The sequence below is a fragment of the Ruegeria lacuscaerulensis genome, from assembly GCF_013034685.1.
GTDB classification, from domain to species: Bacteria; Pseudomonadota; Alphaproteobacteria; order Rhodobacterales; family Rhodobacteraceae; genus Ruegeria; species Ruegeria lacuscaerulensis_B.
The window spans coordinates 328,427-351,849 of record NZ_WQGO01000003.1 but is presented as its reverse complement, the minus strand read 5'-3'; the positions used below and the strand labels follow the sequence as shown (position 1 = coordinate 351,849).

Genomic DNA, 23,423 nt, shown 5'->3' with positions numbered 1-23,423 from the left:
CGGTCACGCAACAAGGATCGTACTTATGCCGCATGCCGTCATCGTCGCCCATGGCCAACCCTCTGACCCGGAACCGGCCGAGGCCGCATTAGCAGACTATGCCCGTAGCGTCGATGCGCTGTGCCCGGATATCACGGTGGTTTCCGCCACGCTGGCCGCACCGGGACAGCTCGAATCCTGCCTGCAAAAGCTACCGGACGATACCGTTCTCTTTCCGCTTTTCATGGCCAAGGGGTGGTTCGTGACCAACGCGTTGCCCAAGCGGTTGGGCGACCGCCCCCTTCATATTCTGGACCCGCTTGGAGTAGACCCCGAATTGCCCAACCTTGTGGCACAGGCTCTGACCGAGGCTCTTGCGCAGCGTCATTGGCAGGCCACTGAGACCGATCTTGTTCTCGCCGCCCACGGGTCCGGCCGCAGCCGCAACCCCTCTGCCGTGGCTTTGCACTTCGCCGAGGCGTTGGGTCAGACTTTACCGTTCAAGTCTCTTCGCGTCGGCTTTGTCGAGGAACCCCCGTTCATCTCTGACGCCGCATCAAAAGCGGGTGCGCAAGCAATTTGTTTGCCGTTTTTTGCCTGCACTGGCGGACACGTTCTAGAGGACATCCCGCAAGAATTGGAAAAGGCTGCCTTTCAGGGCGACACCCTACCCGTCGTCGGAGAGCTTCCCGGCATTCAACGCCATATCGCCGCGACCCTCAGCAAGGCGTTTCTTTCTACCTGACGCCTGCTATTGCGGAGGCATCGCCTTGTGCGCCAGTGATGAGAACAGGCAGTTACGAGACCTGCCTTTTCGCTTGGCCTCGTACAAGGCCTGATCGGCGGCGTTCAAAATCTCGGCAGGTTTGGGGGAGTGAAATTGCGTGGAAAGCGCGGTTCCGATACTGGCCGATATGCAGCAGGTTGACCCTTCAAAACTTATGGGATGTTGCAACCGCTCAATCAGTCGGGTCGCGATCGCGGACAGTACAGCCTCATTGACCAAGCCTTTGAAAATGATTACGAATTCATCCCCTCCGACGCGCGCGACGGTGTCATCTGCACGCGTCTCTTCCACCATGATGCGCGCGGCCTGTTTCAGAACATAATCCCCAGCGGCATGGCCAAACCGGTCATTGACTGATTTGAAATAGTCCAGATCCAGATGCATTAGCGCAAATGGTCCATTGCCTGAGACCAAATGCCCCAACACCACATCCATCGCACGGCGGTTCTTGAGGCCGGTTAACATATCGGTATAGGCCTGCTCCTCGGCCGCAAGCATCGCGCCCTGCAGGCGCAGGTTTAGTGAACGGGACGCCTCCATCGCGGCGGATTTGGCTTCGACCAGATAGAGCAGTTCAATCGCAAGATCTGTGCCGGAAAAATCGGCACTGGTCAGCGCATAGTCCCGTACCGCATCCAGGATCGAAATTCCGAAGGACAGGTTCACGACCGCCCCCATATCGTTCGGCAAGGGCGCGACCAAGCCTTTAAGGGCCGTACGCGGCCTGTCATGCAGCTTGAGGTGCAGTTTTGCCCCGGCCAGAGAAAGCAAGGCCGACAAGGTTGTCACCTTTCGGGGTCGAACCAGTTCGAAAACGTCCAGGAAAGCCTGCCCACGCATCGGTGTATCCGGCCGAAGTTTTTGAACGGTCGGCCCCACACGCTGAATGCGTCCGTCTCGATCGACGAGAACGAACATCGGGCAAAGCGTGTCCAGCAACCCGGCCAATTCGACATTGCTCATCATGCTTTTCGCGCCCCCAACTCAAACTGACGGCCTTGAGCAAAGGCGCTTTCAACTAGGATGATCGAAATAACTTCGGCGTCCCCCCTTTGCCCCTCATGGGTAAGAATGGCCAATGCACCATAGTCATCCGCAACCGCGCGGAGCACGCCCACCATCACGCTGGAATATCCGGGCAAACCCGGATGACACAGAAGCTGGAACTCGGTTGGCGACATCTCGCGTAGTTCCAGTTCGGGCAAACGCAGGTCCGAGACCGCAAGGCGAACCCGATCAGAAAGGTCATCAAGTGAATGCAGAAATTCGACATACGTCACTCCGCCAAACCGCAGCAGGCGTCGTAGATCTTCCATGTTGGGGTGAGAGACTAGGTAGGTCCCCAAATCCTCTAGCAGTTCGGCGCGCGGGCGATCGAGTTTAGCGCACAATATCTCCAGCATGCGCGCGCTGACGTCGTCGTCATAGACCAACATCGCCTCAAACTCGGAAAAGCCAAGTTCTGCGACTTCGGTCACGTGCAGCCAGCAGGATTGCCCGTATGTCGCGCAAACGAAGGATTGGACCGCTCGATTGATCAGACCATGCATGTCAAAGCCCCAGCTTGGTTTCACACGTAGTCTGACCGACGAATCCTTAACAAATCGCCAAAACGCAGCTTCGGATATGGACAATCCAATCGAGTATCAACCTGGAATCTCTTTCTAAACTGTTAGAAATCGGTCGGTGCTCCGCCCTCGGCCTTTCGGCGTTCAACGAATTCCGCCAGTTCCTGTCGGATACCTTCGTCCATCGGTGGGGGTTCAAAGCTGGTGATGATCTCTTTGAACATGTGATGGGCGCGTTCTGCAGTCCAGATACCACCCGCTACGTTCCACCCTTCGAAATTCTTCCAGTCGCTGAGGAAAGGTTGGTAGAATGCCGTAGTATAACGGTCCTGCGTGTGCTGGATGCCAAAGAAATGCCCGTCATTGCCGACCGCACGGATCGCATCCAACGCAATCTCATCCGGCCCGGTCGCCGTGATCTCGGGCTGCATATACCTTTGGATTTGCTGCAAAACTTCGCAATCCATAATGAACTTTTCCGGGCTGGCGATCAGCCCTCCCTCAAGCCAACCTGCGGCGTGGTAGACTATATTGGTCCCTGACTGCACCGCCGCCCACAGTGAGTTCGACGTTTCCCAAACCGATTGCCCATCTGGCACGTTTGCCGCACACACGCCCGAGGACCGCAAGGGCAGGCCGTAAAACCGTGCCATCTGGCCGGTCATCTGGGTCGAGCGCATATATTCCGGTGTTCCGAACGCCGGCGCGCCAGATTTCATATCCACGTTCGAGGTAAAGGTTCCGATCACGCAGGGAATGCCGGGCCGGACATATTGGAACAGCGCAATCGCGCAGAGCGCCTCGGCCAGAGATTGCGCGACCGCGCCCGCCATTGTAACCGGGGCCATCGCGCCAGCCAGCGTAAAGGGCGTCACCACAATCGCCTGCCCCCGCCGTGCCAGACGTAGGCAGCCGTCAATCATCGGGTGGTCATGTTTCAACGGCGAGGTCGAGTTGATGTTGGTATACATCCGGGGCGTCGCCTCGAATTCCTCATGGCTTAGACCGCCTGCGATCCTCACCATCTCCATCACGTCCTCGACCCGTTCCTTGCCCAGTGAATAGGCGTGCATCGCCTTGTCGGTCAGGGTCAGTTTGTCATAGAGCACATCCAGATGGCGCACGCTGGCGTGGATGTCGACCGGTTCCACCGGATAACCGCCTGCAAAGTGAATGCAGTTGAAATATTGCGTCAGTTTCAAAAGGTTCCGGCACATTTCGCGATTGCCGGGCACTTTCGTGCCGATCTCCATATCCCAATAGTTGGGCGGGGACGAGACATTGCCGAACAGCAGATTGCGCCCACCGATTTCAATCTGGCGTGCCGGATTACGCGGCGTGATGGTAAAGGATGAGGGAGCCTTGCCCACCATCTCCATGACGAAATCGCGCCCCATGCGGACATTGTCGCCGTCGATGGTACAGCCTGCCTGACGCAGTATGCCGATGGCTTCCTCGTTGTAGAATTCAATACCGATCTCTTCGAGAATGCGCATCGCCCCTTCGTGGATCGCTTCAATCCCCTCAGGACCAAGCGGCTCGGTCGGTGCATCCGTATTGACCGGAGGGTTCCACGGCATCTGGTCGATTACGGCCGAGCCTCGGCGTTCAGCGGCCCCTGCGCGCCCTCCACTGCGGCGTCTGCGCTTTGTCGTGTCTGCCATCGGACCGTCCCCTTGTGTTCGCGTTGCCTCAAGCAAGCCCCGAACAGGAAAGACTGGCCGCTCTGTCTGCGACAGGCTATGTCGGATTTAGAACCTGATACGCCGAAATCGAGCCGGATTCGGTCAGCGATCCGCCAGCCAGCCGGGGATGTGCCCGATATCCGGCAAGACCACATCCGCCATAGGCGTAAGCGCTTCGGCCTCGGCCATACCGGTCAGAACACCGATCGTTGTCATCCCTGCCGCGCGTCCGGCCTGAAGGTCATGCAGGCTGTCCCCCACCATCGCAACGCGATCCGGGGTGACGCCCACATGTTTAGCAAAGGCCAAAAGCTGACCCGGACCCGGTTTGAACCCGTGCCCACTGTCATAGCCAGCCACAAAATCAAAGTGATCCCGTATCCCGGCCGAGCTCAGATGCTCGAGCGCGGGCATCTCGCTATCATTCGTCGCCACGCCCAGCCTCAGACCAGACCGCCGCAGCCCATCTAGGAACGGCGCAAGTGGCACTGCGGGGGCTTGTGGTGCATTTGCGGATTCAGTGTTCAGAACGTCGATCAGCCCTGCCTTAGGCAGATCAGGAAAATGCGGCGCCAGAACCTCGGCCACTTCTTCCACCGTTCCCGCAATTACGATGCTGTCCGGCGAATAAGTCAGCGTCTGAAGATCGAAACCAATCACCTTGCCCAGCGTGGCAGCGCGGGCGTGATCCCCCTCCGTCAGATGCAACAGCATATTGCGTCCGAAGGCACCCCAGGTATCGGCAAAATCGAACAGAGTGCCGTCCTTGTCGAACAGAATAGCGTCGATTGGCATGGTGTTCTCCTGTGAGGGTCAGGTCCAGTGAATGTCAGCGCCGCCGGAAAGCGCGGCCTTGGCTTGCGCAGGCAGATCGTAAGGCACGGAATTGGCATCGCAAAACGCCACAACCCACGAATCGTCCAACATCAGAAATTCCAGCACCGAGCCCAGAAACTCGGGTTCGGACGCCCGTTCGCGCAGATCACCTTCGGATGCGCCTGTGGAGCCCAGAAACACCGGCAGGAGCTCGTCATTTCCGACCAGCCAGCCAAGCACATTCAACGCCAGCGTTTCAGCGGATTGCGCGGTTATCGACATAAAGAGTCCCTGAATCTGCTCTTGGAAAGGGTTTGTTAACCAGACTCATAAACACTTTGGTCATACATGCAATCAACGGTGGCAGATATGTCCGTTCACGGTACCATCCTTGTCCTTGACGGGACCTCGACCAATCGGATCATGCTGAAAGTTCAGCTTACGGCAGCATGGTATCACGTTGTTCAGGGCGAAAAGGTTCAGGGGCTGGCCGGGCTGTTGCGACGGGCTCGGCCCGACCTTGTGCTGACCGCACAAACCTTGCCAGATGGCACCGCAGCCGATGTGAAAAAGCTGGTGATGGCCGACCCCGAACTGGCGGATGTGCCGGTTGTCGCAATCGCACCGCAAAACGACAAGGCCGCGCGTCTTCAGGCTTTGTCGGACGGGCTGGATGATGTTCTGGCGCATCCTTTCAAAGACACGCTGCTTTTGGCGCGGGTCCGCAGCCTGATGCGCGTCCGAGCCGAATCGCAGGACCTGCGTCTGGGTGGCTCGCAGCCCATCGGATTTGCCGAACCCGCACCCGCGCTGATCACTCCGCCGAAATCCGGCCATGTTGCCCTGCTGACCCAAACATCAAGCATTGGTGCGAAGTGGCGAAACGCTTTGGCTAACCGGTTGAAGCACAGGTTGACGGCCCATACGTCCTCCAACTTGCAGTGTCTGTTATCCGGCCCCACCCCCGACGCCATCCTGATCGAGATCGGAGCCGACCGGTCTGGTCTGTCCGTTTTGAACGATCTTAAATCGCGCGGCGCCACCCGCCACACGGCGGTTATAGGCATTCTGACGCAAAATGACCCCGGTATTGCAGCAGAAATTCTGGACCGGGGGGGAGATGCAGTCTGCATGAACAGGTTCTGTGCCGACGAAACCGTGCTGCGTTTGGAGAACCTGATCGCGCGCAAGACCCGCTTGGACCAGATGCGTGCATCGCTGCGCCGCGGGATTGCGGAATCCTGGGTTGATCCGCTGACTGGGCTGCACAACAGGCGTTATGCAATGCACGCAATCGACCGCATCGTCGCTCAGTCCAACCAAACCCAGCGCGGCTTTGCGGTAATGTTGGCGGATCTGGATCATTTCAAATCCATCAATGACCGCTTTGGCCATGTGTGTGGTGACCGTGTCTTGACCGAAACCGCAGCCCGGATGCAGCGCGCCATCGGCGCAGCTGGGTTCGTGGCCCGGATCGGAGGAGAGGAATTCATGATTGGCGTACCCGATACCACTCAGGACAATGCGCTGAAACTGGCGCGCACGTTGTGCGATTGTATCTGCAAAACACCCTTCAAGCTGCCGGGCACCTTCGCGCCAGTACCGGTAACGATCAGCATCGGCGTGATTTCGGCGCAACCGGCCCGCTCAAGTGGTGCTCCGGTCGAGACGTTGATTCAATCAGCCGACACCGCGCTCTATGCCGCGAAGCGCGCGGGCCGCAATCAGGTCAGTTTTCGGCAATGCGCTGCCTGACAGATCAGTCCTTTTTGCCCCGTTTATGAGGGCCGCGGCGTACGACCTCATCCAAACGCGCGGCATAGTCCATACGTTCCTCTTCGCTCATTGCAGAGACGCGCGTCAGCCATTCATTCTGCAAGGACATCTGCAACGACACCAGCGACGCGCTCTGATTAGCCAGTATCGCCCGAACGGATTCGGGGTCGAACGGATCGGCGCGCAGGGCTGCGCTGAGCATGGCGAAATCCTCTGACCGCAGCTTTGAGCCTTTGCGGTGCTGTTTCGACAAATCCCCGCGCAGCGCCTTGCGGTCCTCTTTCGGCAACGCGCGATAAAGAGCCGAGCCAAAACCGGGTGGCGCCTTTGCATGGTCACTGCCTTTGACCCGAAGAACCGTTCCGACTGCTACGCCTACAATCAGCAAGTTCACGGCAAGGGAAACCACCAACAAAATGGGCATCCAACGGCGTTTGGGCTTGGGATTGTCGCTCATTCGGCGTCCTCCAGGAATGATGTGTCCAGATCGGCAAGTGCAAATGTGGCCTCCGATCCGTAGAGGTAAGTGGCCGCGTCAGGCAGGAAATCCGGCGCAGCGAACCCGATCCACAGGCCGGCGACACTGGCGGCGGCCAGACCGCTCAGGCCCTGCCAGCCACCGATCCCTTCGACCATGCGGCGAAAAACGGATCGGGGCGCAGACCGCTTGGGTTTGGTAAGGTTCAGCCGCACCGCTTCAGCATCGGTCAGGATGCGAACGGCCAAATCGTCAGGCAGCGCCGGCCGATCCTGACGGGCCTGTGCAAAAAGCTGATCCAGTTGCGTGTCATCATCAGTCATCATCATACCCCAATTCGTCCCGTCGCCCCACCAATATCGCTGTCAGAGCCCGCTTGCCCCGCGCCGTCAAACTTTCCACCGCTTCGACCGAAAGCTCCATGATCCCGGCAATCTCGGGGTTGGGCAATTCCTCGATATGGCGCAGTATCACGGCCTGTCGCTGCCGGTCCGGAAGTTTCGACAAGGCCGCCTGCAACGCGTCCCGGCGGGCTTCGTCCTGCATCTTCTGCGCTGCACTGGCACACCCGTCCTCGGGCTCTGGCACATCCGACAATCGGTCAGGCGTCTGTTTGCGCAGCCGATCCAGACACAGGTTCATCGTCACACGGTACAGCCAGGTCGAGACCTTGGCCTGCCCCGCCACCCAATCCGGCGCGACCTTCCACAGCCGCATCATCGCCTCCTGGGTCATATCCTCGGCCTCGGCCCGGTTACCCAGCATCCGCAGCGCCACCGAATAGCTTCGCGGGCCCAGCCTGTCAGTCAGCACACGCGCAGCCGCCGCATCACCTGCGGCGAACATGGCCAGCAGGACATCATCCGCTGGCGCATCCGCGGCACTGTCAGCGCCGCGGACGATCTGACCTGAGGGCCTCAAGTCCCGCATTCCAAATCAGCTATCGTCGGTATCCGATTTGGCGCGTTTCTTGTGACGCTTGCCCATCCTGTCCTTTGCATCGGCAAATTCCTGTTCCGAAATCGAACCGTTGCTATCAGCGTCGATACGATCAAACATCTTGTCAGCCCGGCGCGGTTTGGGCAACTCATCCTCGCTCAGAAATCCGTCCTGATTGGCATCGTGCTTTTCGAACATTTTGGCGACACGGTCGTTCACCTTCTGCTGCCCCGCCGCCTGCATCTCTTCGACGGTCAGTTGCCCGTCGCCATTGGCATCTGCATCCGTAAAGCGCTTGGCGCGGTGGGCCTGCATTTCATCCTTCGTCACCTGCCCGTCGCCATTGGCATCCAGTTCCTGAAACGTCACAGGTTCGTGATTGCGTGGCCCTGCGGCCAGAGCGGAGGTCGCCGTGATCGCAACGGCCCCAAGGATAATCGCAGGTATGATTTTTGCGCTTTTCATGTCGGTTTCCCTTTGTTTGCACAGCGCTTTTGTCGCTGCCTACATAGGTTCAAACGCAGATTCACCGGGGTTCCGTCGCAAAAATTGAAATTTTTTTCCGTCACCTTTCAGGGCGCAAAGCGACGCACCCCCCTTTTAAGTTGCACAAAAGATGCGCAATATCCGCCCATTGAAACCCGTGAGTCTCGCAATGACAGATCAAACAATAGACACCCAGCCCGATGCGGATCGCGCCACCAAGCCAGCACTGCTGAAAGGCTTTCGCGGCCGCTGCCCGAAATGTGGTGAGGGCAAGCTGCTGAGCGGCTATCTCAAGGTCAATGATAGCTGCTCGAATTGCGGGCAAGAGCTGTTTCATCACCGCGCCGACGATGGCCCTGCCTATCTGACGATCCTGCTGGTCGGCCACCTGCTGGCCCCTGCGCTGCACGTGACTTATGTCGAGTTCCGGCCTGAACCGCTGACCATGTTCCTGATTTTTGCAATCGGTTGTACGGCGTTGTCGCTGTTCTTGCTGCCGCGCCTGAAAGGGGCTGTTGTGGCCTATCAATGGGCACGTCGCATGCACGGATTCGAGAACGCGTAATGCGATTTCCGACCGGATTGATCCGCACATGACACAGGACAAGACCGCCATCCGCAACGCGGCAACGGTCATTGTTCTACGTGACCGTTTGTCAGACCCGTCGATCCTGATGGGGCAACGGGGCGCGAAAGCCGCTTTCATGCCCAACAAGTTTGTCTTTCCGGGCGGCGCGGTTGACGCCGAAGACGCCAACGTTGAATTGGCCACGGCCCTGTCCGACTTGTGCCATGACCGCCTGTCCGAGCGGGCAGAGGCGGGTCTGCAAAATGCGCTTGCCGCCGCAGCCATCCGCGAGTTGTGGGAGGAAACCGGCCTGGTTCTGGGTCAACCCGGAACATGGCCCGGACAGCCACCGGAAGATTGGGCCGAGTTCGCCCAGCTAGGTTATCGCCCAACGGCCCAAGCGCTGCAATTCGTATTTCGCGCGGTGACGCCTCCGGGTCGCCCCCGGCGGTTCGATGCGCGGTTTTTCCTTGTCGATGCTTCGGCGGTTCAGGGCGACCTGGACGACTTCTCGCGCGCCTCGGATGAGCTGTCTCACCTGCAATGGGTGCCGCTGGATCGCGCGCGCGAGTTTGACCTGCCCTTTATCACCGAGGTCGTGCTGGCCGAGATTGCAGCGCGCGTATCAGACCCCGCGCCGCCAACATCGGTCCCCTTCCTGCTGAATCAGGAAGAGGAGAGCTTGTTTCTGAAACTCAAAGGCTATCCGATGCCTCTGACAGACTGAGGTTGCGCCTATTTCATTCGGCTGATCACCGTCGTGACCTCGGGCTTTTTGCCGATCTCGGCCTTGGCGGTCTGGCGCACGATCCGGCGCATGGCCTCTTCCAGCTTGTCGTCGTCGCGCAGCGTTTTGGCGTCGGCGCGCATCAGGAATTGGTTCAGATCCTCTTCCAAAACCTCGGCCAATGCCGCGCGAGAGGACCCAATCTCGGGCAGGCCCATCGTATCGCACCACGGCTCACCCAGCGGTTCATCCTCTTCGTCCAGAATGACCGTGACGGTCACATGACCGTTCAGAGCCATGCGGATACGATCCCGTACAACGCCGTCCAGCGCCCCGACCTTGACAGTGCCGTCCAGATAAGTCCGACCCGTCTCGACATAGTCCACCACTTTCGGTGCGTTGCCGGTCAGATCCAGCATCGTGCCGTTCACGGCCAGAATTCCTGTGCGTCCCCCAGCTTCGGCCAGCTTGGCGTGCTCGCGCAGATGGCGATGTTCACCATGCATCGGGATCACGACCTGAGGGTCGATCAGCGCATGTACCCTCTCAAGATCAGGGCGGTTGGCATGGCCCGACACGTGATATAGCCCCGAGCTGTCATCGACCACGTCCACCCCTTTTTCACTAAGCTGGTTGATGATGAAGATCACGCCCCGCTCATTGCCCGGAATGGTTTTCGACGAAAACAGAAACAGATCGCCCTCTTTCAACTCCAGACCGCGATACTTGCCACGGGCCAGTTGCGCGCTGGCGGCACGGCGTTCGCCTTGGCTGCCAGTCACGATCAACATCAGGTTCTGGCGTGGAACGTCCACCGCCTCTTCTGCGCTGATGACTTTGGGGAAATCCGACAGGATGCCGGTTTCGGTGGCGGCTTCGATCATGCGGCGCATCGCGCGGCCCAGCAACACGACCGAGCGTCCGGCCCGCTGCCCCGCCTCGGCCAGGGTTTTCACCCGTGCGACGTTGGACGCGAAAGTGGTCGCGACAACCATCCCTTCGGCGCTTTCGACCAGTTTGGTGATCTCGGGGCCGACCTCGGATTCCGATCGCCCGTCATGGGGCGAGAATACATTGGTGCTGTCACAAACCAGAGCCTTGACGCCCGGTTTGGCAATCTCGGCCCACAAATCGGCGTCAAAAGGCTCACCTACCACAGGGTTGGTGTCCAGCTTGAAGTCACCCGAATGCACGACCCGGCCCGCAGGCGAGTCGATGATCAAGGCTGCACTTTCCGGGATCGAATGCGAGACCGGCAGGAAACCGACCGAGAACGGCCCCACCTGAACCTGCTCGGGCCATGGCGACACGGTTTGAACGGCGTCCTCGGGATGGCCATGTTCATCCATCTTGCGGCGCGCGATATTGGCGGTGAAGGCACGGGCATAGACCGGCGCGCCCAATGCCTCAAAGCAATGCGCTACGGCCCCCACGTGGTCTTCGTGGGCGTGTGTGACGAAGATGGCGTCAAGACGATCAGCGCGTTCCTGCAGCCACGAGATATCCGCGTGGATCAGATCGACGCCCGGCGTGGTGTCCATATCCGGAAACGTCACCCCAAGATCGACGAGGATCAGACGTTCCTGCCCCGGCTTGCCATAGCCATAGGCATAGGCGTTCATGCCGATTTCGCCTGCACCGCCCAGCGGCAGATAGATCAGTCGTTCACTGCTCATGTTGAGCCATTTTCCTTGTTATAGCGATGGATCACGGTCAGACCGTGCATCGTCAGATCATCCTCGATCACGTCAAAGCCCACATCCGCCTGATCGAACAGAGGTGCAAGCCCTCCGGTTCCAACGACTTTCATCGGCATTCCATATTCCGCCCTGATCCGGGCAATCAGCCCCTCGATCAAACCGGAATAGCCCCAATACACGCCCGATTGGATACAGCCAACCGTATTTGTCCCAATCACTTTTTCCGGGCGCGTGATGTCGATATGAGGCAACGCTGCCGCGCCTTGGTGCAGCGCTTCAAGGCTGAGGTTCACACCCGGTGCAATAATGCCGCCCACGTAAGCCCCGTCCGAGGCAACAACATCGAAATTCGTGGCGGTTCCGAAATCAACCACAACCACATCGCCGCCATGACGATCAAACGCACCAACCGCGTTGGCCAACCTGTCCGGTCCCGGAATAGTGCCTTCGTCGATGCGCGGCGCGACCGGTAAAAGGCATTCCGGCTTGCCCACAACCAGCGGACGGCAGCCAAAGAAACGGTCTGCAAAGATGCGCAGATTGAACACCACACGCGGCACGGTCGACGCGATCACGACATCGGTGATATCCGCCTCTATCCCGTAGTGTTTCACCAGAGTCGAATACCATGTGAAATAGGCATCCGCCGTGCGGGAGTGATGGGTCGAGGTGCGCAAGGTGCACAGAAATTGCGCGCCGTCCCAGATCGAGAACACTGTGTTTGTGTTGCCGCAGTCGATTGCAAGAAGCATCTCAGACCCCTTTAGAAATATACGTCCGCGGCAGGTATGGCCGCGCGGCCTTTGGCGGTGTTTAAGACAAGGTTGCCATTCCCGTCCACCGTTTCAAACGTGCCAACCGTTTCCGACGTTGCGGTCCGCGCCGTGATCACCTCGCCCAGGCGCGCGGCCCGGTCCAACCATGCCGTGCGGATCGGTTCGAACCCGTAGGTCACGAACTGGGTTTCGTAGCGCGCATAGTTGGCGGCCAGCTCGGTCAGAAAATCCTCAGGCATAACGTCGGCCCCGGTCTCGGACAAAAGCGAAACCGGGCGAACCGCTCCTTCCTCAAGCGCGTCAGGCTGCGGGGCTTGTGATAGGTTGACCCCTATGCCAATCGCCAAATGGCTCAGCTCGCGCCCCATGCCCGTGCTTTCAAGCAGGATGCCAGCCAGCTTGCCGCCGTTCAGCAGCACGTCATTGGGCCATTTCAGCGACAATCCGTCAGACCGCCCCGCCACAGCGACACAGGCATCGTACAGCGCAAGCGCTGCGACGAAGCTGCGCAATGCCGCCTGCTCCGGCGCGCCTTGCGGGCGCATCAATAACGTAGCAGCGAGGTTTCCAACCGGGTTTGCCCAGGCCCTGCCCCGCCGCCCGCGCGCCGAGGTTTGATTATAGGCCATGATCCAGACCGGCCCTGCCGCAGTGGGGGCGATACGCGCCGCCTCATTCAGTGTGCTGTCGACCGTTTGCAGCACGTGCAACCCATATCCCTGTGGCCACTGCGTCATCGCAAAAAGGCCCGGTCCAGTGACCGAGCCCTCCTGAATTGAGTGAGCTGGAGATCAGTTAACAAGCGTCGCTGCCGCAGTTGCCGCTGCGCCCTCAACCCCGAACTGATAGAAGATACCTACCAACATCAGAGCAGCCGACCCCATCAACGCAACCCATAGAACGGGCGTGGAATGCGTCTCGATCGGGTCCTCGTTCTCCTCGCCAAAATACATGTAGAACACGATCCGCAGGTAGTAGAACGCACCAATGACCGAGGCGATGGCCGACACGATCACCAGACCGGTCAGGCCCGCGCTGACACCGGCCTGCCAAACGCCGAACTTGGCGAAGAAGCCCAGCATCGGCGGGACGCCCGCAAGGCTGAACATCAGGATCAGAACCGCCAGCGCCTTACCCGGATCACGTTTAGAATATTGCCGCAGCGCATCAATATCGGTGACGGGTTTGCCGTCGCGCTCCATCATCAGGATGAAGGCAAAGGTGCCGATATTCATGGTCACGTAGATCGCCAGATACATCAGCATCGCCTTGACGCCCATTTCAGTACCCGCCGCCAGACCGATCAACGCATAGCCCATATGGGCAATCGACGAAAACGCCATCAGTCGTTTGATGTCGCGCTGGCCAATCGCGGCCACCGCACCCAACAGCATCGACAGGACCGAGAGCAAAACGATCACTTGCTGCCAATCCTTGATCACACCGCCGAACGCGTCATGCAGAAGTCGCGCAAACAATGCCATCGCCGCTACTTTTGGAGCGGTCGCAAAGAACGCGGTGATCGGCGTGGGTGAGCCTTCGTAAACATCCGGTGTCCACATATGGAACGGCACCGCCGAGACCTTGAACGCCAGTCCCGAGATCAGGAAGATCAAACCGAACAGCAGGCCAACCGAGACGTCGCCGTGATGAACCGTCTGGATGATGCCCGAGAACAGCGTGGTGCCCGTGAAGCCGTAAACCAATGATGCACCATACAGCAGCAAGCCCGAGCTGAGCGCGCCCAGAACGAAGTACTTCAAACCGGCCTCAGTCGATTTCGCACTGTCGCGGCGCAGAGCGGCCACGACGTACAGGGCCAGCGATTGCAGTTCCAACCCCATATACAGGGACATCAGGTCGCCCGCGCTGACCATCATCATCATACCCACGGCGGCAAGTGCCACCAGCAAGGGGTATTCGAACCGCAACAACCCACGGCGCGACATGTAATCCTGACTCATCAATAGAACGGCTGCCGCTGACAGCAGGATTGCAACCTTGGCAAAGCGCGAGAAACCGTCATCCACGAACATCCCGTTAAAGGCCACATTCACACCGTCGCCATTGGTGGCAATCCAAATCGCCAGCAGCGCCATCAGGCCCGAGGTCGCCCAGACCAGAACCGGCGCCAGCCCGTCTTTTGTGGTGTAGACAGCCCCGATCAGCGCCGCCATCGCATATACGGCCAGAACGATCTCTGGCAGGATGATTGTCAGATCAGCTTGGATCATCTCCGAAGCTCCCTTAATGCGAAGCGGCTGTCTGGATCACGGCCTCAGCCGCGGCCAGAGCCGTGTCATAGTTCGAAATCAGCGCGGCGGTCGAGTCGCCGATCACATCGGTCACCAGCGATGGGTAGACGCCCAGCAGGATCGTCATGATGATCAGCGGTGCAAAGATCAGCCGCTCGCGCGAGCTCATGTCAGTCATGGCCTTGAGGCTTTCCTTGATCAGATCGCCAAAGACCACGCGACGGTACAGCCACAGCGCATACCCGGCAGAGAAGATCACGCCGGTTGCAGCCACCGCCGTTACCCATGTGTTAACCTGGAAGGCCCCCATCAGGGTCAGGAATTCGCCGATAAACCCGGACGTGCCCGGCAGGCCGACATTCGCCATGGTGAACAGCATGAAGACCAGCGCGTAAGCCGGCATCCGGATGACCAGACCGCCATAAGCGTCGATATCCCGGGTGTGCATCCGGTCATAAATCACGCCCACACACAGAAACAGTGCCGCCGAGATAAACCCGTGGCTCAGCATCTGGAAAATCGCGCCATCAATCCCTTGCTGGTTCGCCGCAAAGATGCCCATGGTCACAAAGCCCATATGCGCGACCGAGGAATAAGCGATCAGCTTTTTCATATCCTCCTGCACCAGCGCCACCAGCGAGGTGTAGACAACCGCAATCGCCGACATCCACAGCACCAGATCGGTCATCACCGCCGAGCCCACTGGGAACATCGGCAAGCTGAACCGCAGGAAACCATAGCCGCCCATCTTCAGCAGGATCGCCGCCAGCACGACCGAACCCGCCGTCGGCGCCTGAACGTGCGCGTCCGGCAGCCAGGTATGAACCGGCCACATCGGCATTTTCACGGCAAATGAGGCAAAGAACGCCAGGAACATCAGCGTCTGCATCCCGCCGACCACATAAATGCCCATCACGCTGAAGCTCTCGGATGAGAAGTGATGGCTCATCAGCGCCTCAATATCCGTCGTGCCCGCATCCGCATACATCGCCACCATCGCCACCAGCATCAGCACCGAGCCGAGGAAGGTATAGAGGAAGAACTTGAAGCTGGCATAGATGCGGTTCGCCCCGCCCCAGATACCGATGATCAGGAACATCGGGATCAGACCAGCCTCAAAGAACAAGTAGAACAGCACCAGGTCCAGTGCCATGAACACGCCCAGCATCAGCGTTTCCAGCAGCAGGAAGGCGATCATGTATTCCTTGACTCGGTCAGTAACCTGCCAACTGGCCAGAATCGTCAGCGGCATGATGAAGGTCGTCAGCAGCACGAACAGCACGCTGATGCCGTCCACGCCCATCTTGTATTTCAGGCCCAGCAGCCACTCACCCTCTTCCACCATCTGAAAGCCGGTGTTGGATGGATCAAAGCCCGTATAGATGCCAATCGAGACAAGGAACGTCACCGTGGTCGCCACCAGCGCGACCCATTTCGCGTTGCGCTGCGCGGCGTCGTCATCTCCGTGCAGGAACAGGGCCAGAATGGCCGCTGCCACAGCGGGGATGAAAGTAACGATCGAGAGGATATTATCCATTAGTGTGCGCCTCCGCCGATCGACATCCAGGTGACAAGGGCTGCTATCCCCAAGACCATCCAGAAGGCATAAGTAAAGATGTAGCCCGTCTGCGCCTTGCCTGCGAGGCGGGTGAAGAAGGGAACAACGCCCATGGCAATCCCGTTTAGGAAGCCGTCAATGGTGTTGCCATCACCGCGTTTCCACAGGAACCGGCCAAGCGCCACGGTGGGTTTGACGAAGATCACGTTGTAGATCTCGTCAAAGTACCATTTGTTCAGCAGGAACAGGTACAGCGGACGCTGGTTCTGTGCCAGACGTCCCGGCAGCGATGGGTTCACGATGTAGAACCAATAGGCCATCGCAAAGCCCAGCAGCATCGCAACAAAGGGCGAAACCTTGACCCACTTAGGCGCCGCATGCGCATCGTCCAGCACATGGTTGTCCGGCGCCATGTACAGCGCGCCCTCGCCCGGCTCACCTGCGAAAACATAGTGATGTTCGCCATGAGCATCCTTTTCACCATGACCGTCATCCGCGTGGTCATCGCCGTGGCTTTCATCAGCGTGGCTATCATCGCCATGCGCGTCCGCCTTGCTGTGATCACCGGCCTCGGCATGTTCCGATGCCTCAGCCACCGGGATGCCATAGAACTTGCCGACCTTGTCCGCGTGGCCGAAGAAATTGCCGTACCAAATCATGCCCGCAAAGACCGCACCAAGAGACAGAACGCCCAGCGGCACCAGCATGACCATCGGGCTTTCATGCGCATGATCATGCGTATGCTTGTCGCCGCGCGGTGTGCCGTAGAAGGTCAGGAAGATCAGACGCCAGCTGTAGAAGGACGTAAACGCCGCCGCTACGACCAGCAGCCAGAAGCCATAGGAAGACCCACCGGCATAGGCGCTCTCGATGATCGCATCCTTCGACAGGAAGCCAGCGAAACCGAAGGTCGTCAGCGGAATGCCAACGCCCGTGATGGCCAGCGTGCCGATCATCATCGCCCAGAACGTATAGGGGATCTTTTTCCGCAATCCACCATACTCAGTCATCTCTTGTTCGTGATGCATGGCGTGGATCACGGACCCCGCGCCAAGGAACAACAGCGCCTTGAAGAACGCGTGCGTGAACAGGTGGAACATCGCCGCCGAATACATGCCGACACCTGCGGCCACAAACATGTAGCCCAGTTGCGAACAGGTCGAATAGGCGATGACGCGCTTGATGTCGGTCTGAACCAGACCCACGGTCGCCGCAAAAAACGCGGTCGTTGCGCCCAGCACGGTGATGAAACCGGTCGCACCCGGCGCGAACTCCATCAACGGCGACATGCGGCATACAAGAAACACACCTGCGGTCACCATGGTTGCGGCGTGGATCAGGGCCGACACAGGCGTCGGGCCTTCCATCGCGTCGGGCAACCATGTGTGCAGGATCAGCTGCGCCGATTTCCCCATCGCGCCGATGAAGAGCAGCACGCAGATGACTTCAACAGCGGTCCATTCGCCCCACAGGAAGTGCAGCTTTTCCTCAGCCAAAGCCGGGGCCGAGGCGAAAATGTCCGAGAAGTTGATGCTATCGGTCAGCAAGAACAGCGCAAAGATACCCAGAGCAAAGCCAAAGTCGCCCACGCGATTCACGATGAAGGCTTTCATCGCCGCCGCATTGGCGCTCGGCTTACGGTAATAGAATCCGATCAGCAGGTAGGATGCGACACCCACGCCCTCCCAACCAAAGAACATCTGCACCAGATTGTCCGCCGTCACCAGCATCAGCATCGCAAAGGTGAAGAAGGACAGATAGGCGAAGAACCTCGGCTTATAGCTTTCGCCCTCACGCCATTGCGGGTCATGGTCCATGTAACCGAAGGAATAGAGGTGAACCAGCGCCGAGACGGTTGTCACCACGATCAGCATGATCGCCGTCAGACGGTCCAGACGAATGGCCCAGCTTGTCGACAATGATCCGCTTTCGATCCAGCGCATGATCTCGATCTGTTGCGTCACCCCGTCGAAGGCAAAGAACACGATCCACGACAGCAGACAGGCCAGAAACAGCAGGCCCGTAGCCGTCCACATGGCAGCTTTCTCACCAATGAACCGCCAGCCGAAACCGCAGATCAACGCGCCCACCAGCGGAGCAAAGAGGATGGTGGTTTCCATAGTTCTCTTAGCCCTTCATAATATTGACGTCTTCAACCGCGATGGTGCCACGGTTGCGGAAGAAGCAGACCAGAATGGCCAGACCAATGGCCGCCTCTGCTGCCGCAACTGTCAGGACAAACAGCGTAAACACCTGCCCGACCAGATCGCCAAGGAAGCTGGAAAACGCCACGAGGTTGATATTCACCGCCAAAAGCATCAACTCGATGCTCATCAGCAGGATGATGACGTTCTTGCGGTTCAGGAAGAGACCGAAGATGCCGATGACGAACAGCGTCGCCGCCACAGTCAGGTAATGTTCAAGTCCGATCATTTTCTTTCGGTCCCATTCGTTTCCTGTTTTTCGCGGCCCTATACCCGATCCAACCAAGTACAACAGGCACCGCAATTAGTATTTTTAGCAGCCAGTACTCCATTGGAAGTACCAGCGGCAATGTCACAACCCCTGCCCCGGTTTCACGTCCTTCAGCTCCATCGCCTTGGCCGGGTCGCGCATCATCTGGCCGATGATGTCCTGACGCTTGATGTCCTGACGGTGGCGTAGGGTCAGCACGATGGCACCGATCATTGCCACCAGCAGGATCAAGCCCGCCAGTTGGAACAGAAGGAAGTATTGATCGTACAGGATGACGCCCAGCGCCTCGGTATTGTGACGGTCCGCCGGGATCGGCTGGGCCAGATTGGCCGCAGCACCCTGCGCGCTGTCCCAGGCCCCAAAGGCCATGACGAACTGCATCAGAATGACCAGACCGATCAGTAGCGCGAGCGGCATATAGCGCGCCATCTCGGCCTTAAGCTCGGCAAAGTCCACGTCGAGCATCATCACCACGAACAGGAACAGAACCGCGACCGCACCGACATAGACGATGATCAACAGCATCGCCACGAACTCGGCACCCAGCAGCACGAACAGCCCCGCCGAGGACAGGAAGGACAGGATCAGCCACAACACTGAGTGCACAGGCTGCCGGCTGATCACCGTGAACAGGCCGCCGGTGATGGCGCTGATCGCAAACAGATAGAAGGCAAAGACGGTCATTGATCCTTATCCTCGTTGTCGCCCAGAACCTCTTGCGCCAGTTCCAGCGCACGGGTCATGGCCGGGATGCCGGCAAAAACCGACATCTGCCCGATCGTTTCGACGATCTCTTGTTTCTTGGCACCAGCCTCCAACGCGTGGCGCACGGTCTGACGTACCGCTGAATCCGCTTGCGCGCCCTGCATGGTCAGCCCGGCCAACGTCAGCAAAAGGCGAGTCTTGGCGTCCAGCCCGTCCTTGTTGACGGTGTTGCCGAACATCATTTCCATGACCTCTTTCGGCATCGTCGGCCAAAGCGCTTCGAACCCTTTGGGCGAAAAGTTCTCCATCGCCGGATTCATCGCCTTCGCCATGTCCTGCGCCTGTTTCATCATCAGTTCAAACGGGTTCGAGCTTTTGTCGTTCATCGGTACGGCGCGTCCATTTCCAGATTACGGGCGATTTCAGCCTCCCAGCGCTCGCCATTCGACAGGAGTTTTTCCTTGTCATAGAAAAGCTCTTCGCGGGTTTCCGTGGCGAATTCGAAATTCGGACCTTCGACGATGGCATCGACCGGGCAGGCCTCTTGGCAGAAGCCGCAATAGATGCATTTGGTCATGTCGATATCGTAGCGGGTGGTGCGGCGACTGCCGTCCTCGCGCGGTTCAGCGTCGATGGTTATGGCCTGGGCCGGGCAGATCGCCTCGCACAGTTTACAGGCGATGCAGCGTTCTTCACCATTCGGATAGCGACGCAGGGCGTGTTCACCGCGAAAGCGCGGGGACAGCGGTCCCTTTTCATGCGGGTAGTTCACGGTGGCCTTAGGGGCGAAGAAATACTTCAGCCCCAGCTTCATGCCGACCCAGAAGTCCTGCAGCAGGAAGTATTTGGCGGCGCGGGTATAGTCGATTTGGGTCATATCAGCCTCCTACGCTCCAACGGGCGAACGCGCCCCAGAACCAGTCGAATTTCGCCGCGAAGGCCACGAAGACCACCCAGACCAGCGAGAACGGCAGGAATACCTTCCAGCCCAACCGCATCAGCTGGTCATAGCGGTAGCGCGGTGTGATTGCCTTGACCATCGCGAAGAGGAAGAAGAAGAACGCCATCTTGGCGACCATCCATAGAACGCCATCGGGCAAGCCCGGGATCGGCGACAGCCAGCCGCCAAAGAACAGCAGCGAGATCAGCGCACACATCAGGAAGATGGCGATGTATTCACCTGCCATGAACAGCAGGAAGGGCGTGGCCGAGTATTCGACCTGATAGCCTGCCACCAGTTCCGATTCTGCCTCGGGCAGGTCAAACGGTGGGCGATTGGTTTCGGCCAGCGCCGAGATAAAGAACAGGAACACCATCGGGAAATGCGGCAGCCAGTACCAGCTGAAGAAGCCAAACCGACCGTCCTGCGCCTCGACGATGTGTCCAAAATTCATCGACCCGGTCGAGATGATCACTCCGATAATGATCAGGCCCAGCGAGACCTCGTACGAAATCATCTGCGCCGCAGACCGCAGCGACCCAAGGAACGGATACTTTGAGTTCGACGCCCAACCGCCCATAATCACGCCATAAACTTCCAACGACGATACGGCAAAGACATACAGGATCGCCACGTTCAGGTCAGACAACACCCAGCCATCGTTGAAGGGGATCACCGCCCAGGCGATCATCGCCAGCACGAAGGAGGTCAGCGGTGCCAGCATGAATACTGTGCGGTCGGCACCTGCCGGAATGACAACCTCTTTCACCACGTATTTCAGCGCATCCGCTACCGATTGCAGCAGGCCATAGACGCCCACCACGTTGGGGCCCCGACGCATCTGGACCGCGGCCCAGATCTTGCGGTCGCCATAAACGAGGAACAAGAGCGAGATCATCACAAAGGCAACGACTGCAAGCACTTGCGCCAGAATGATAATGGCAATTCCGCCTGGGGTGTTAAAGAATTCAGCCATTGGTCCTCACACCGTGGGTATTCCGTTTTCCGCGTGCGATACGAAGGCCATATGCCTGCGCATTTTGCGGTTGGGTCGGCGCGTTGGTGTAAACAGCATCTGCCGCCATTGCGCCACCCTTATTGTTGAATTTCACACGCAATTCGGGCGCGGCGATCTGCCACCCGGCACTCGCCCCTGCCTGCGATATGAAAACTGTCTGGTTCATTCCGCCGCAATCTTTTCGGATTTGCGGGCCTGTGCCTGCGCCGAAAGCTCGGCCATTAGCTGCGAGGCACGTGCGATAGGGTTGGTCAGATAGAAATCCTTGATCGCATATCGGAAGCTGGCATCACCTAGTTTTCCCGATTCCAGCGCTTGAACTTCGTTCTCGACGACTTCGTCGATCTGCGCCAGATGCGGGACCGCCTCGATCAATGCAGTGCGCAGTTGCGCCAGCGAGTCGTAGGGCAGTGTCGCGCCCAACTCGGCCGACAAGGCCCGCAGGATTGCCCAGTTTTCCTTGGCGTCACCCGGTGCAAACCCGGCGCGCATGGCCAGTTGCGGACGGCCTTCGGTGTTCACGAACAGGCCATTTTCCTCGGTATAGGCCGCGCCGGGCAAGATCACGTCGGCACGGTGCGCGCCCCGGTCGCCATGGCTACCCTGATAGATCACAAAGGCACCCTCGCCAATCTCGACCTCATCCGCGCCGAGGTTGTAGATCACGTCAGCGGCACTGATCGCTTCCATGCCGCCTTCGTTGGTAGCATCCACATCCATCGCACCTACACGAGACGCAGCAGTGTGCAGAACAATCAGGCCGCTTTCGGTATTTGCAGCGATGGTTTGCGCTGCGGCCAGAACAGCGGCCCCGTCAGCCTCTTGCAAGGCACCCTGACCCACGATGACCAGCGACGGCTTGGCCTTGATCTCATCATCCCCGCCCATATCCAGCGCAGCTTGCAGCGCCGCGCGGTCGTCGCCCATATGGTGATATTCATAGGTCAGATCAACGGCGGACCCGACCAGAGCAACCTCAGCGCCATGCGCCCACGCCTTGCGGATGCGGGCGTTCAGAACCGGAGCTTCGTCGCGCGGGTTGGTGCCGATCAACAGGATACGTTCAGCGCTGTCGATATCCTCGATCGCAGCGGTGCCAGCATAGGCCGCACGGTTGCCCGCCGGCAGCTTAGCCCCGTCCGTGCGGCATTCGACAACACCGCCCTGCCCCTCGATCATCTGTTTCAATGCAAAGGCGCCCTCAACCGGAACAAGATCACCCACGATCCCGGCCAGCTTCTCGGCGCCTTTAAGCGTCTCGGCGGCCTTGGTCAGCGCCTCGGGCCACGAGGCCGGGCGCAGTTTGCCGTTTTCGCGCACGTAAGGCTTGTCCAGACGCTGACGGCGCAGGCCATCCCAAACAAACCGCGTCTTGTCGCTGATCCATTCCTCGTTCACGCCGTCATGGTTGCGCGGAAGGAACCGCATCACTTCGCGTCCCTTGGTGTCTACGCGAATGTTCGAGCCCAGAGCATCCATGACATCGACGCTTTCGGTCTTGGTCAGCTCCCACGGACGCGCGGTAAAGGCATAAGGCTTCGAGGTCAGCGCCCCAACCGGACATAGGTCGATAATGTTGCCCTGCAGGTTCGAATCCAACGTCTGGTTCAAGTACGAGGTGATCTCGGCATCCTCGCCACGCCCCGTCTGGCCCATCTGAGTAATCCCGGCGACCTCGGTCGTGAAGCGCACGCAACGCGTACAGCTGATGCAACGGGTCATCGCCGTTCCAACCAACGGCCCCAGATCCAGATCATCGACTGCGCGCTTAGCTTCCTTGAAGCGCGTGCCGGACAAACCATAGGCCATCGCCTGATCCTGCAGATCACACTCGCCGCCCTGATCGCAGATCGGGCAGTCCAGAGGGTGGTTGATCAGCAGGAACTCCATCACGCCTTCGCGGGCCTTCTTGACCATGGGAGAGTTCGTCTTGACCACCGGCGGCTGGCCTTCCGGCCCCGGCCGCAAGTCGCGCACCTGCATCGCGCAGGACGCGGCGGGTTTCGGCGGGCCGCCCACAACCTCAACCAGACACATCCGGCAGTTCCCGGCAATCGACAGACGTTCGTGGTAGCAGAAACGCGGCACCTCGACCCCGGCCTCTTCACACGCCTGAATCAGGGTCATCGCACCATCGACTTCGATTTCCTGCCCGTCGATATTGATCTTGCGGAGGTCAGACATGGT

The 23,423-nt window shown here is 59.0% G+C and carries 26 protein-coding genes; 4 read left to right on the top strand and 22 right to left on the bottom strand.

Annotation, left to right across the window (positions count from 1 at the left end; genetic code table 11):
* Positions 1-25 precede the first annotated feature (25 nt).
* Complete coding sequence (locus tag GOV80_RS09415) at positions 26-724, top strand: CbiX/SirB N-terminal domain-containing protein (protein ID WP_170784255.1); 699 nt, start codon at positions 26-28, stop codon at positions 722-724.
* Between the two features lie 6 nt (positions 725-730).
* Here the strand turns inward: GOV80_RS09415 and GOV80_RS09410 are convergent, their stop codons facing one another.
* The 5 genes from GOV80_RS09410 to GOV80_RS09390 form a co-directional block, all read right to left on the bottom strand.
* Entirely contained in the window at positions 731-1,732 is a 1,002-nt protein-coding gene (locus GOV80_RS09410; RefSeq protein WP_170784253.1) for a GGDEF domain-containing protein, read from the bottom strand.
* Positions 1,729-2,316 carry a heme NO-binding domain-containing protein gene (locus GOV80_RS09405; RefSeq protein ID WP_170784251.1) on the bottom strand — a complete coding sequence of 196 codons (588 nt, stop codon included), beginning with the start codon at positions 2,314-2,316 and terminating at the stop codon, positions 1,729-1,731. The genes GOV80_RS09410 and GOV80_RS09405 overlap by 4 nt, the downstream gene beginning before the upstream one ends.
* A 122-nt stretch (positions 2,317-2,438) precedes the next feature.
* On the bottom strand, positions 2,439-3,998 hold the full coding sequence (locus GOV80_RS09400; protein WP_170769296.1) for a trimethylamine methyltransferase family protein: 1,560 nt from the start codon (positions 3,996-3,998) through the stop codon (positions 2,439-2,441).
* 123 nt (positions 3,999-4,121) lie between these two features.
* Entirely contained in the window at positions 4,122-4,814 is a 693-nt protein-coding gene (locus GOV80_RS09395) for an HAD family hydrolase (protein WP_170784249.1), read from the bottom strand.
* Between the two features lie 18 nt (positions 4,815-4,832).
* Positions 4,833-5,117 (bottom strand): DUF3572 domain-containing protein, encoded by a 285-nt coding sequence (locus tag GOV80_RS09390; protein ID WP_170784247.1) that lies wholly within the window; start codon positions 5,115-5,117, stop codon positions 4,833-4,835.
* A gap of 87 nt (positions 5,118-5,204) precedes the next feature.
* Between GOV80_RS09390 and GOV80_RS09385 the strand changes: the two genes are divergently transcribed.
* Entirely contained in the window at positions 5,205-6,590 is a 1,386-nt protein-coding gene (locus GOV80_RS09385) for a diguanylate cyclase (RefSeq protein ID WP_170784245.1), read from the top strand.
* 4 nt (positions 6,591-6,594) lie between these two features.
* Here GOV80_RS09385 and GOV80_RS09380 read toward each other — a convergent pair whose 3' ends face one another.
* The 4 genes from GOV80_RS09380 to GOV80_RS09365 are packed head-to-tail and all read right to left on the bottom strand — an operon-like array spanning position 6,595 to position 8,493.
* Positions 6,595-7,068: a periplasmic heavy metal sensor gene (locus GOV80_RS09380; protein ID WP_170784243.1), complete on the bottom strand. Its 474-nt coding sequence runs from the start codon at positions 7,066-7,068 to the stop codon at positions 6,595-6,597.
* A complete protein-coding gene (locus tag GOV80_RS09375; protein WP_170784241.1) occupies positions 7,065-7,412 on the bottom strand; it encodes a hypothetical protein in 348 nt (115 codons plus the stop codon). The genes GOV80_RS09380 and GOV80_RS09375 overlap by 4 nt, the downstream gene beginning before the upstream one ends.
* Positions 7,405-8,019, bottom strand: a complete 615-nt coding sequence (locus GOV80_RS09370) for an RNA polymerase sigma factor (RefSeq protein ID WP_170784239.1) — start codon at positions 8,017-8,019, stop codon at positions 7,405-7,407. Before GOV80_RS09370 ends, GOV80_RS09375 begins: the two co-directional genes overlap by 8 nt.
* A 6-nt stretch (positions 8,020-8,025) precedes the next feature.
* Positions 8,026-8,493: an EF-hand domain-containing protein gene (locus GOV80_RS09365; RefSeq protein ID WP_170784237.1), complete on the bottom strand. Its 468-nt coding sequence runs from the start codon at positions 8,491-8,493 to the stop codon at positions 8,026-8,028.
* 190 nt (positions 8,494-8,683) lie between these two features.
* On the opposite strand from GOV80_RS09365, the gene GOV80_RS09360 reads away from it, so the two are divergent.
* Together GOV80_RS09360 and GOV80_RS09355 are read left to right on the top strand one after the other, a co-directional pair.
* Complete coding sequence (locus tag GOV80_RS09360) at positions 8,684-9,079, top strand: DUF983 domain-containing protein (RefSeq protein WP_170769288.1); 396 nt, start codon at positions 8,684-8,686, stop codon at positions 9,077-9,079.
* A gap of 28 nt (positions 9,080-9,107) precedes the next feature.
* Complete coding sequence (locus GOV80_RS09355) at positions 9,108-9,809, top strand: NUDIX hydrolase (RefSeq protein ID WP_170784235.1); 702 nt, start codon at positions 9,108-9,110, stop codon at positions 9,807-9,809.
* Positions 9,810-9,817: 8 nt separating this feature from the next.
* Here the strand turns inward: GOV80_RS09355 and GOV80_RS09350 are convergent, their stop codons facing one another.
* The 13 genes from GOV80_RS09350 to nuoG form a co-directional block, all read right to left on the bottom strand.
* Complete coding sequence (locus GOV80_RS09350) at positions 9,818-11,485, bottom strand: ribonuclease J (RefSeq protein ID WP_170784233.1); 1,668 nt, start codon at positions 11,483-11,485, stop codon at positions 9,818-9,820.
* Positions 11,482-12,261, bottom strand: coding sequence for a type III pantothenate kinase (locus GOV80_RS09345; protein WP_170784231.1), 780 nt, complete (start codon positions 12,259-12,261; stop codon positions 11,482-11,484). The genes GOV80_RS09350 and GOV80_RS09345 overlap by 4 nt, the downstream gene beginning before the upstream one ends.
* Positions 12,262-12,272: 11 nt before the next feature.
* Entirely contained in the window at positions 12,273-13,022 is a 750-nt protein-coding gene (locus tag GOV80_RS09340; protein WP_170784229.1) for a biotin--[acetyl-CoA-carboxylase] ligase, read from the bottom strand.
* Between the two features lie 54 nt (positions 13,023-13,076).
* A complete protein-coding gene (gene nuoN / locus GOV80_RS09335) occupies positions 13,077-14,519 on the bottom strand; it encodes an NADH-quinone oxidoreductase subunit NuoN (RefSeq protein ID WP_170784226.1) in 1,443 nt (480 codons plus the stop codon).
* 13 nt (positions 14,520-14,532) lie between these two features.
* Positions 14,533-16,077, bottom strand: coding sequence for an NADH-quinone oxidoreductase subunit M (locus tag GOV80_RS09330; protein ID WP_170784224.1), 1,545 nt, complete (start codon positions 16,075-16,077; stop codon positions 14,533-14,535).
* On the bottom strand, positions 16,077-18,218 hold the full coding sequence (nuoL, locus tag GOV80_RS09325; protein WP_170784222.1) for an NADH-quinone oxidoreductase subunit L: 2,142 nt from the start codon (positions 18,216-18,218) through the stop codon (positions 16,077-16,079). Before nuoL ends, GOV80_RS09330 begins: the two co-directional genes overlap by 1 nt.
* A 7-nt stretch (positions 18,219-18,225) precedes the next feature.
* Positions 18,226-18,531, bottom strand: a complete 306-nt coding sequence (nuoK, locus tag GOV80_RS09320) for an NADH-quinone oxidoreductase subunit NuoK (protein ID WP_170467875.1) — start codon at positions 18,529-18,531, stop codon at positions 18,226-18,228.
* 123 nt (positions 18,532-18,654) lie between these two features.
* Positions 18,655-19,257, bottom strand: a complete 603-nt coding sequence (locus GOV80_RS09315; protein ID WP_170784220.1) for an NADH-quinone oxidoreductase subunit J — start codon at positions 19,255-19,257, stop codon at positions 18,655-18,657.
* Positions 19,254-19,664: a carboxymuconolactone decarboxylase family protein gene (locus tag GOV80_RS09310; RefSeq protein ID WP_170769279.1), complete on the bottom strand. Its 411-nt coding sequence runs from the start codon at positions 19,662-19,664 to the stop codon at positions 19,254-19,256. The genes GOV80_RS09315 and GOV80_RS09310 overlap by 4 nt, the downstream gene beginning before the upstream one ends.
* Complete coding sequence (nuoI, locus tag GOV80_RS09305) at positions 19,661-20,155, bottom strand: NADH-quinone oxidoreductase subunit NuoI (protein WP_170769278.1); 495 nt, start codon at positions 20,153-20,155, stop codon at positions 19,661-19,663. The genes GOV80_RS09310 and nuoI overlap by 4 nt, the downstream gene beginning before the upstream one ends.
* Before the next feature lies 1 nt (position 20,156).
* Positions 20,157-21,194: an NADH-quinone oxidoreductase subunit NuoH gene (nuoH, locus tag GOV80_RS09300; protein ID WP_170769277.1), complete on the bottom strand. Its 1,038-nt coding sequence runs from the start codon at positions 21,192-21,194 to the stop codon at positions 20,157-20,159.
* A complete protein-coding gene (locus GOV80_RS09295; protein ID WP_170769276.1) occupies positions 21,187-21,402 on the bottom strand; it encodes a hypothetical protein in 216 nt (71 codons plus the stop codon). Before GOV80_RS09295 ends, nuoH begins: the two co-directional genes overlap by 8 nt.
* The gene (gene nuoG, locus GOV80_RS09290) at positions 21,399-23,420 is read right to left on the bottom strand and encodes an NADH-quinone oxidoreductase subunit NuoG (RefSeq protein WP_170784218.1); all 2,022 of its coding nucleotides are present in this window, start codon (positions 23,418-23,420) and stop codon (positions 21,399-21,401) included. Before nuoG ends, GOV80_RS09295 begins: the two co-directional genes overlap by 4 nt.
* Positions 23,421-23,423 lie beyond the last annotated feature (3 nt).

What these genes read in the sequence shown, in the direction of transcription:
- GOV80_RS09415 (WP_170784255.1), top strand. Translation starts at nt 26, where the DNA reads ATGCCGCATGCCGTCATCGTCGCCCATGGCCAACCCTCTGACCCGGAA.
- GOV80_RS09410 (WP_170784253.1), bottom strand. Translation starts at nt 1,732, where the DNA reads ATGATGAGCAATGTCGAATTGGCCGGGTTGCTGGACACGCTTTGCCCG.
- GOV80_RS09405 (WP_170784251.1), bottom strand. Translation starts at nt 2,316, where the DNA reads ATGCATGGTCTGATCAATCGAGCGGTCCAATCCTTCGTTTGCGCGACA.
- GOV80_RS09400 (WP_170769296.1), bottom strand. Translation starts at nt 3,998, where the DNA reads ATGGCAGACACGACAAAGCGCAGACGCCGCAGTGGAGGGCGCGCAGGG.
- GOV80_RS09395 (WP_170784249.1), bottom strand. Translation starts at nt 4,814, where the DNA reads ATGCCAATCGACGCTATTCTGTTCGACAAGGACGGCACTCTGTTCGAT.
- GOV80_RS09390 (WP_170784247.1), bottom strand. Translation starts at nt 5,117, where the DNA reads ATGTCGATAACCGCGCAATCCGCTGAAACGCTGGCGTTGAATGTGCTT.
- GOV80_RS09385 (WP_170784245.1), top strand. Translation starts at nt 5,205, where the DNA reads ATGTCCGTTCACGGTACCATCCTTGTCCTTGACGGGACCTCGACCAAT.
- GOV80_RS09380 (WP_170784243.1), bottom strand. Translation starts at nt 7,068, where the DNA reads ATGAGCGACAATCCCAAGCCCAAACGCCGTTGGATGCCCATTTTGTTG.
- GOV80_RS09375 (WP_170784241.1), bottom strand. Translation starts at nt 7,412, where the DNA reads ATGACTGATGATGACACGCAACTGGATCAGCTTTTTGCACAGGCCCGT.
- GOV80_RS09370 (WP_170784239.1), bottom strand. Translation starts at nt 8,019, where the DNA reads ATGCGGGACTTGAGGCCCTCAGGTCAGATCGTCCGCGGCGCTGACAGT.
- GOV80_RS09365 (WP_170784237.1), bottom strand. Translation starts at nt 8,493, where the DNA reads ATGAAAAGCGCAAAAATCATACCTGCGATTATCCTTGGGGCCGTTGCG.
- GOV80_RS09360 (WP_170769288.1), top strand. Translation starts at nt 8,684, where the DNA reads ATGACAGATCAAACAATAGACACCCAGCCCGATGCGGATCGCGCCACC.
- GOV80_RS09355 (WP_170784235.1), top strand. Translation starts at nt 9,108, where the DNA reads ATGACACAGGACAAGACCGCCATCCGCAACGCGGCAACGGTCATTGTT.
- GOV80_RS09350 (WP_170784233.1), bottom strand. Translation starts at nt 11,485, where the DNA reads ATGAGCAGTGAACGACTGATCTATCTGCCGCTGGGCGGTGCAGGCGAA.
- GOV80_RS09345 (WP_170784231.1), bottom strand. Translation starts at nt 12,261, where the DNA reads ATGCTTCTTGCAATCGACTGCGGCAACACAAACACAGTGTTCTCGATC.
- GOV80_RS09340 (WP_170784229.1), bottom strand. Translation starts at nt 13,022, where the DNA reads ATGACGCAGTGGCCACAGGGATATGGGTTGCACGTGCTGCAAACGGTC.
- nuoN (WP_170784226.1), bottom strand. Translation starts at nt 14,519, where the DNA reads ATGATCCAAGCTGATCTGACAATCATCCTGCCAGAGATCGTTCTGGCC.
- GOV80_RS09330 (WP_170784224.1), bottom strand. Translation starts at nt 16,077, where the DNA reads ATGGATAATATCCTCTCGATCGTTACTTTCATCCCCGCTGTGGCAGCG.
- nuoL (WP_170784222.1), bottom strand. Translation starts at nt 18,218, where the DNA reads ATGGAAACCACCATCCTCTTTGCTCCGCTGGTGGGCGCGTTGATCTGC.
- nuoK (WP_170467875.1), bottom strand. Translation starts at nt 18,531, where the DNA reads ATGATCGGACTTGAACATTACCTGACTGTGGCGGCGACGCTGTTCGTC.
- GOV80_RS09315 (WP_170784220.1), bottom strand. Translation starts at nt 19,257, where the DNA reads ATGACCGTCTTTGCCTTCTATCTGTTTGCGATCAGCGCCATCACCGGC.
- GOV80_RS09310 (WP_170769279.1), bottom strand. Translation starts at nt 19,664, where the DNA reads ATGAACGACAAAAGCTCGAACCCGTTTGAACTGATGATGAAACAGGCG.
- nuoI (WP_170769278.1), bottom strand. Translation starts at nt 20,155, where the DNA reads ATGACCCAAATCGACTATACCCGCGCCGCCAAATACTTCCTGCTGCAG.
- nuoH (WP_170769277.1), bottom strand. Translation starts at nt 21,194, where the DNA reads ATGGCTGAATTCTTTAACACCCCAGGCGGAATTGCCATTATCATTCTG.
- GOV80_RS09295 (WP_170769276.1), bottom strand. Translation starts at nt 21,402, where the DNA reads ATGAACCAGACAGTTTTCATATCGCAGGCAGGGGCGAGTGCCGGGTGG.
- nuoG (WP_170784218.1), bottom strand. Translation starts at nt 23,420, where the DNA reads ATGTCTGACCTCCGCAAGATCAATATCGACGGGCAGGAAATCGAAGTC.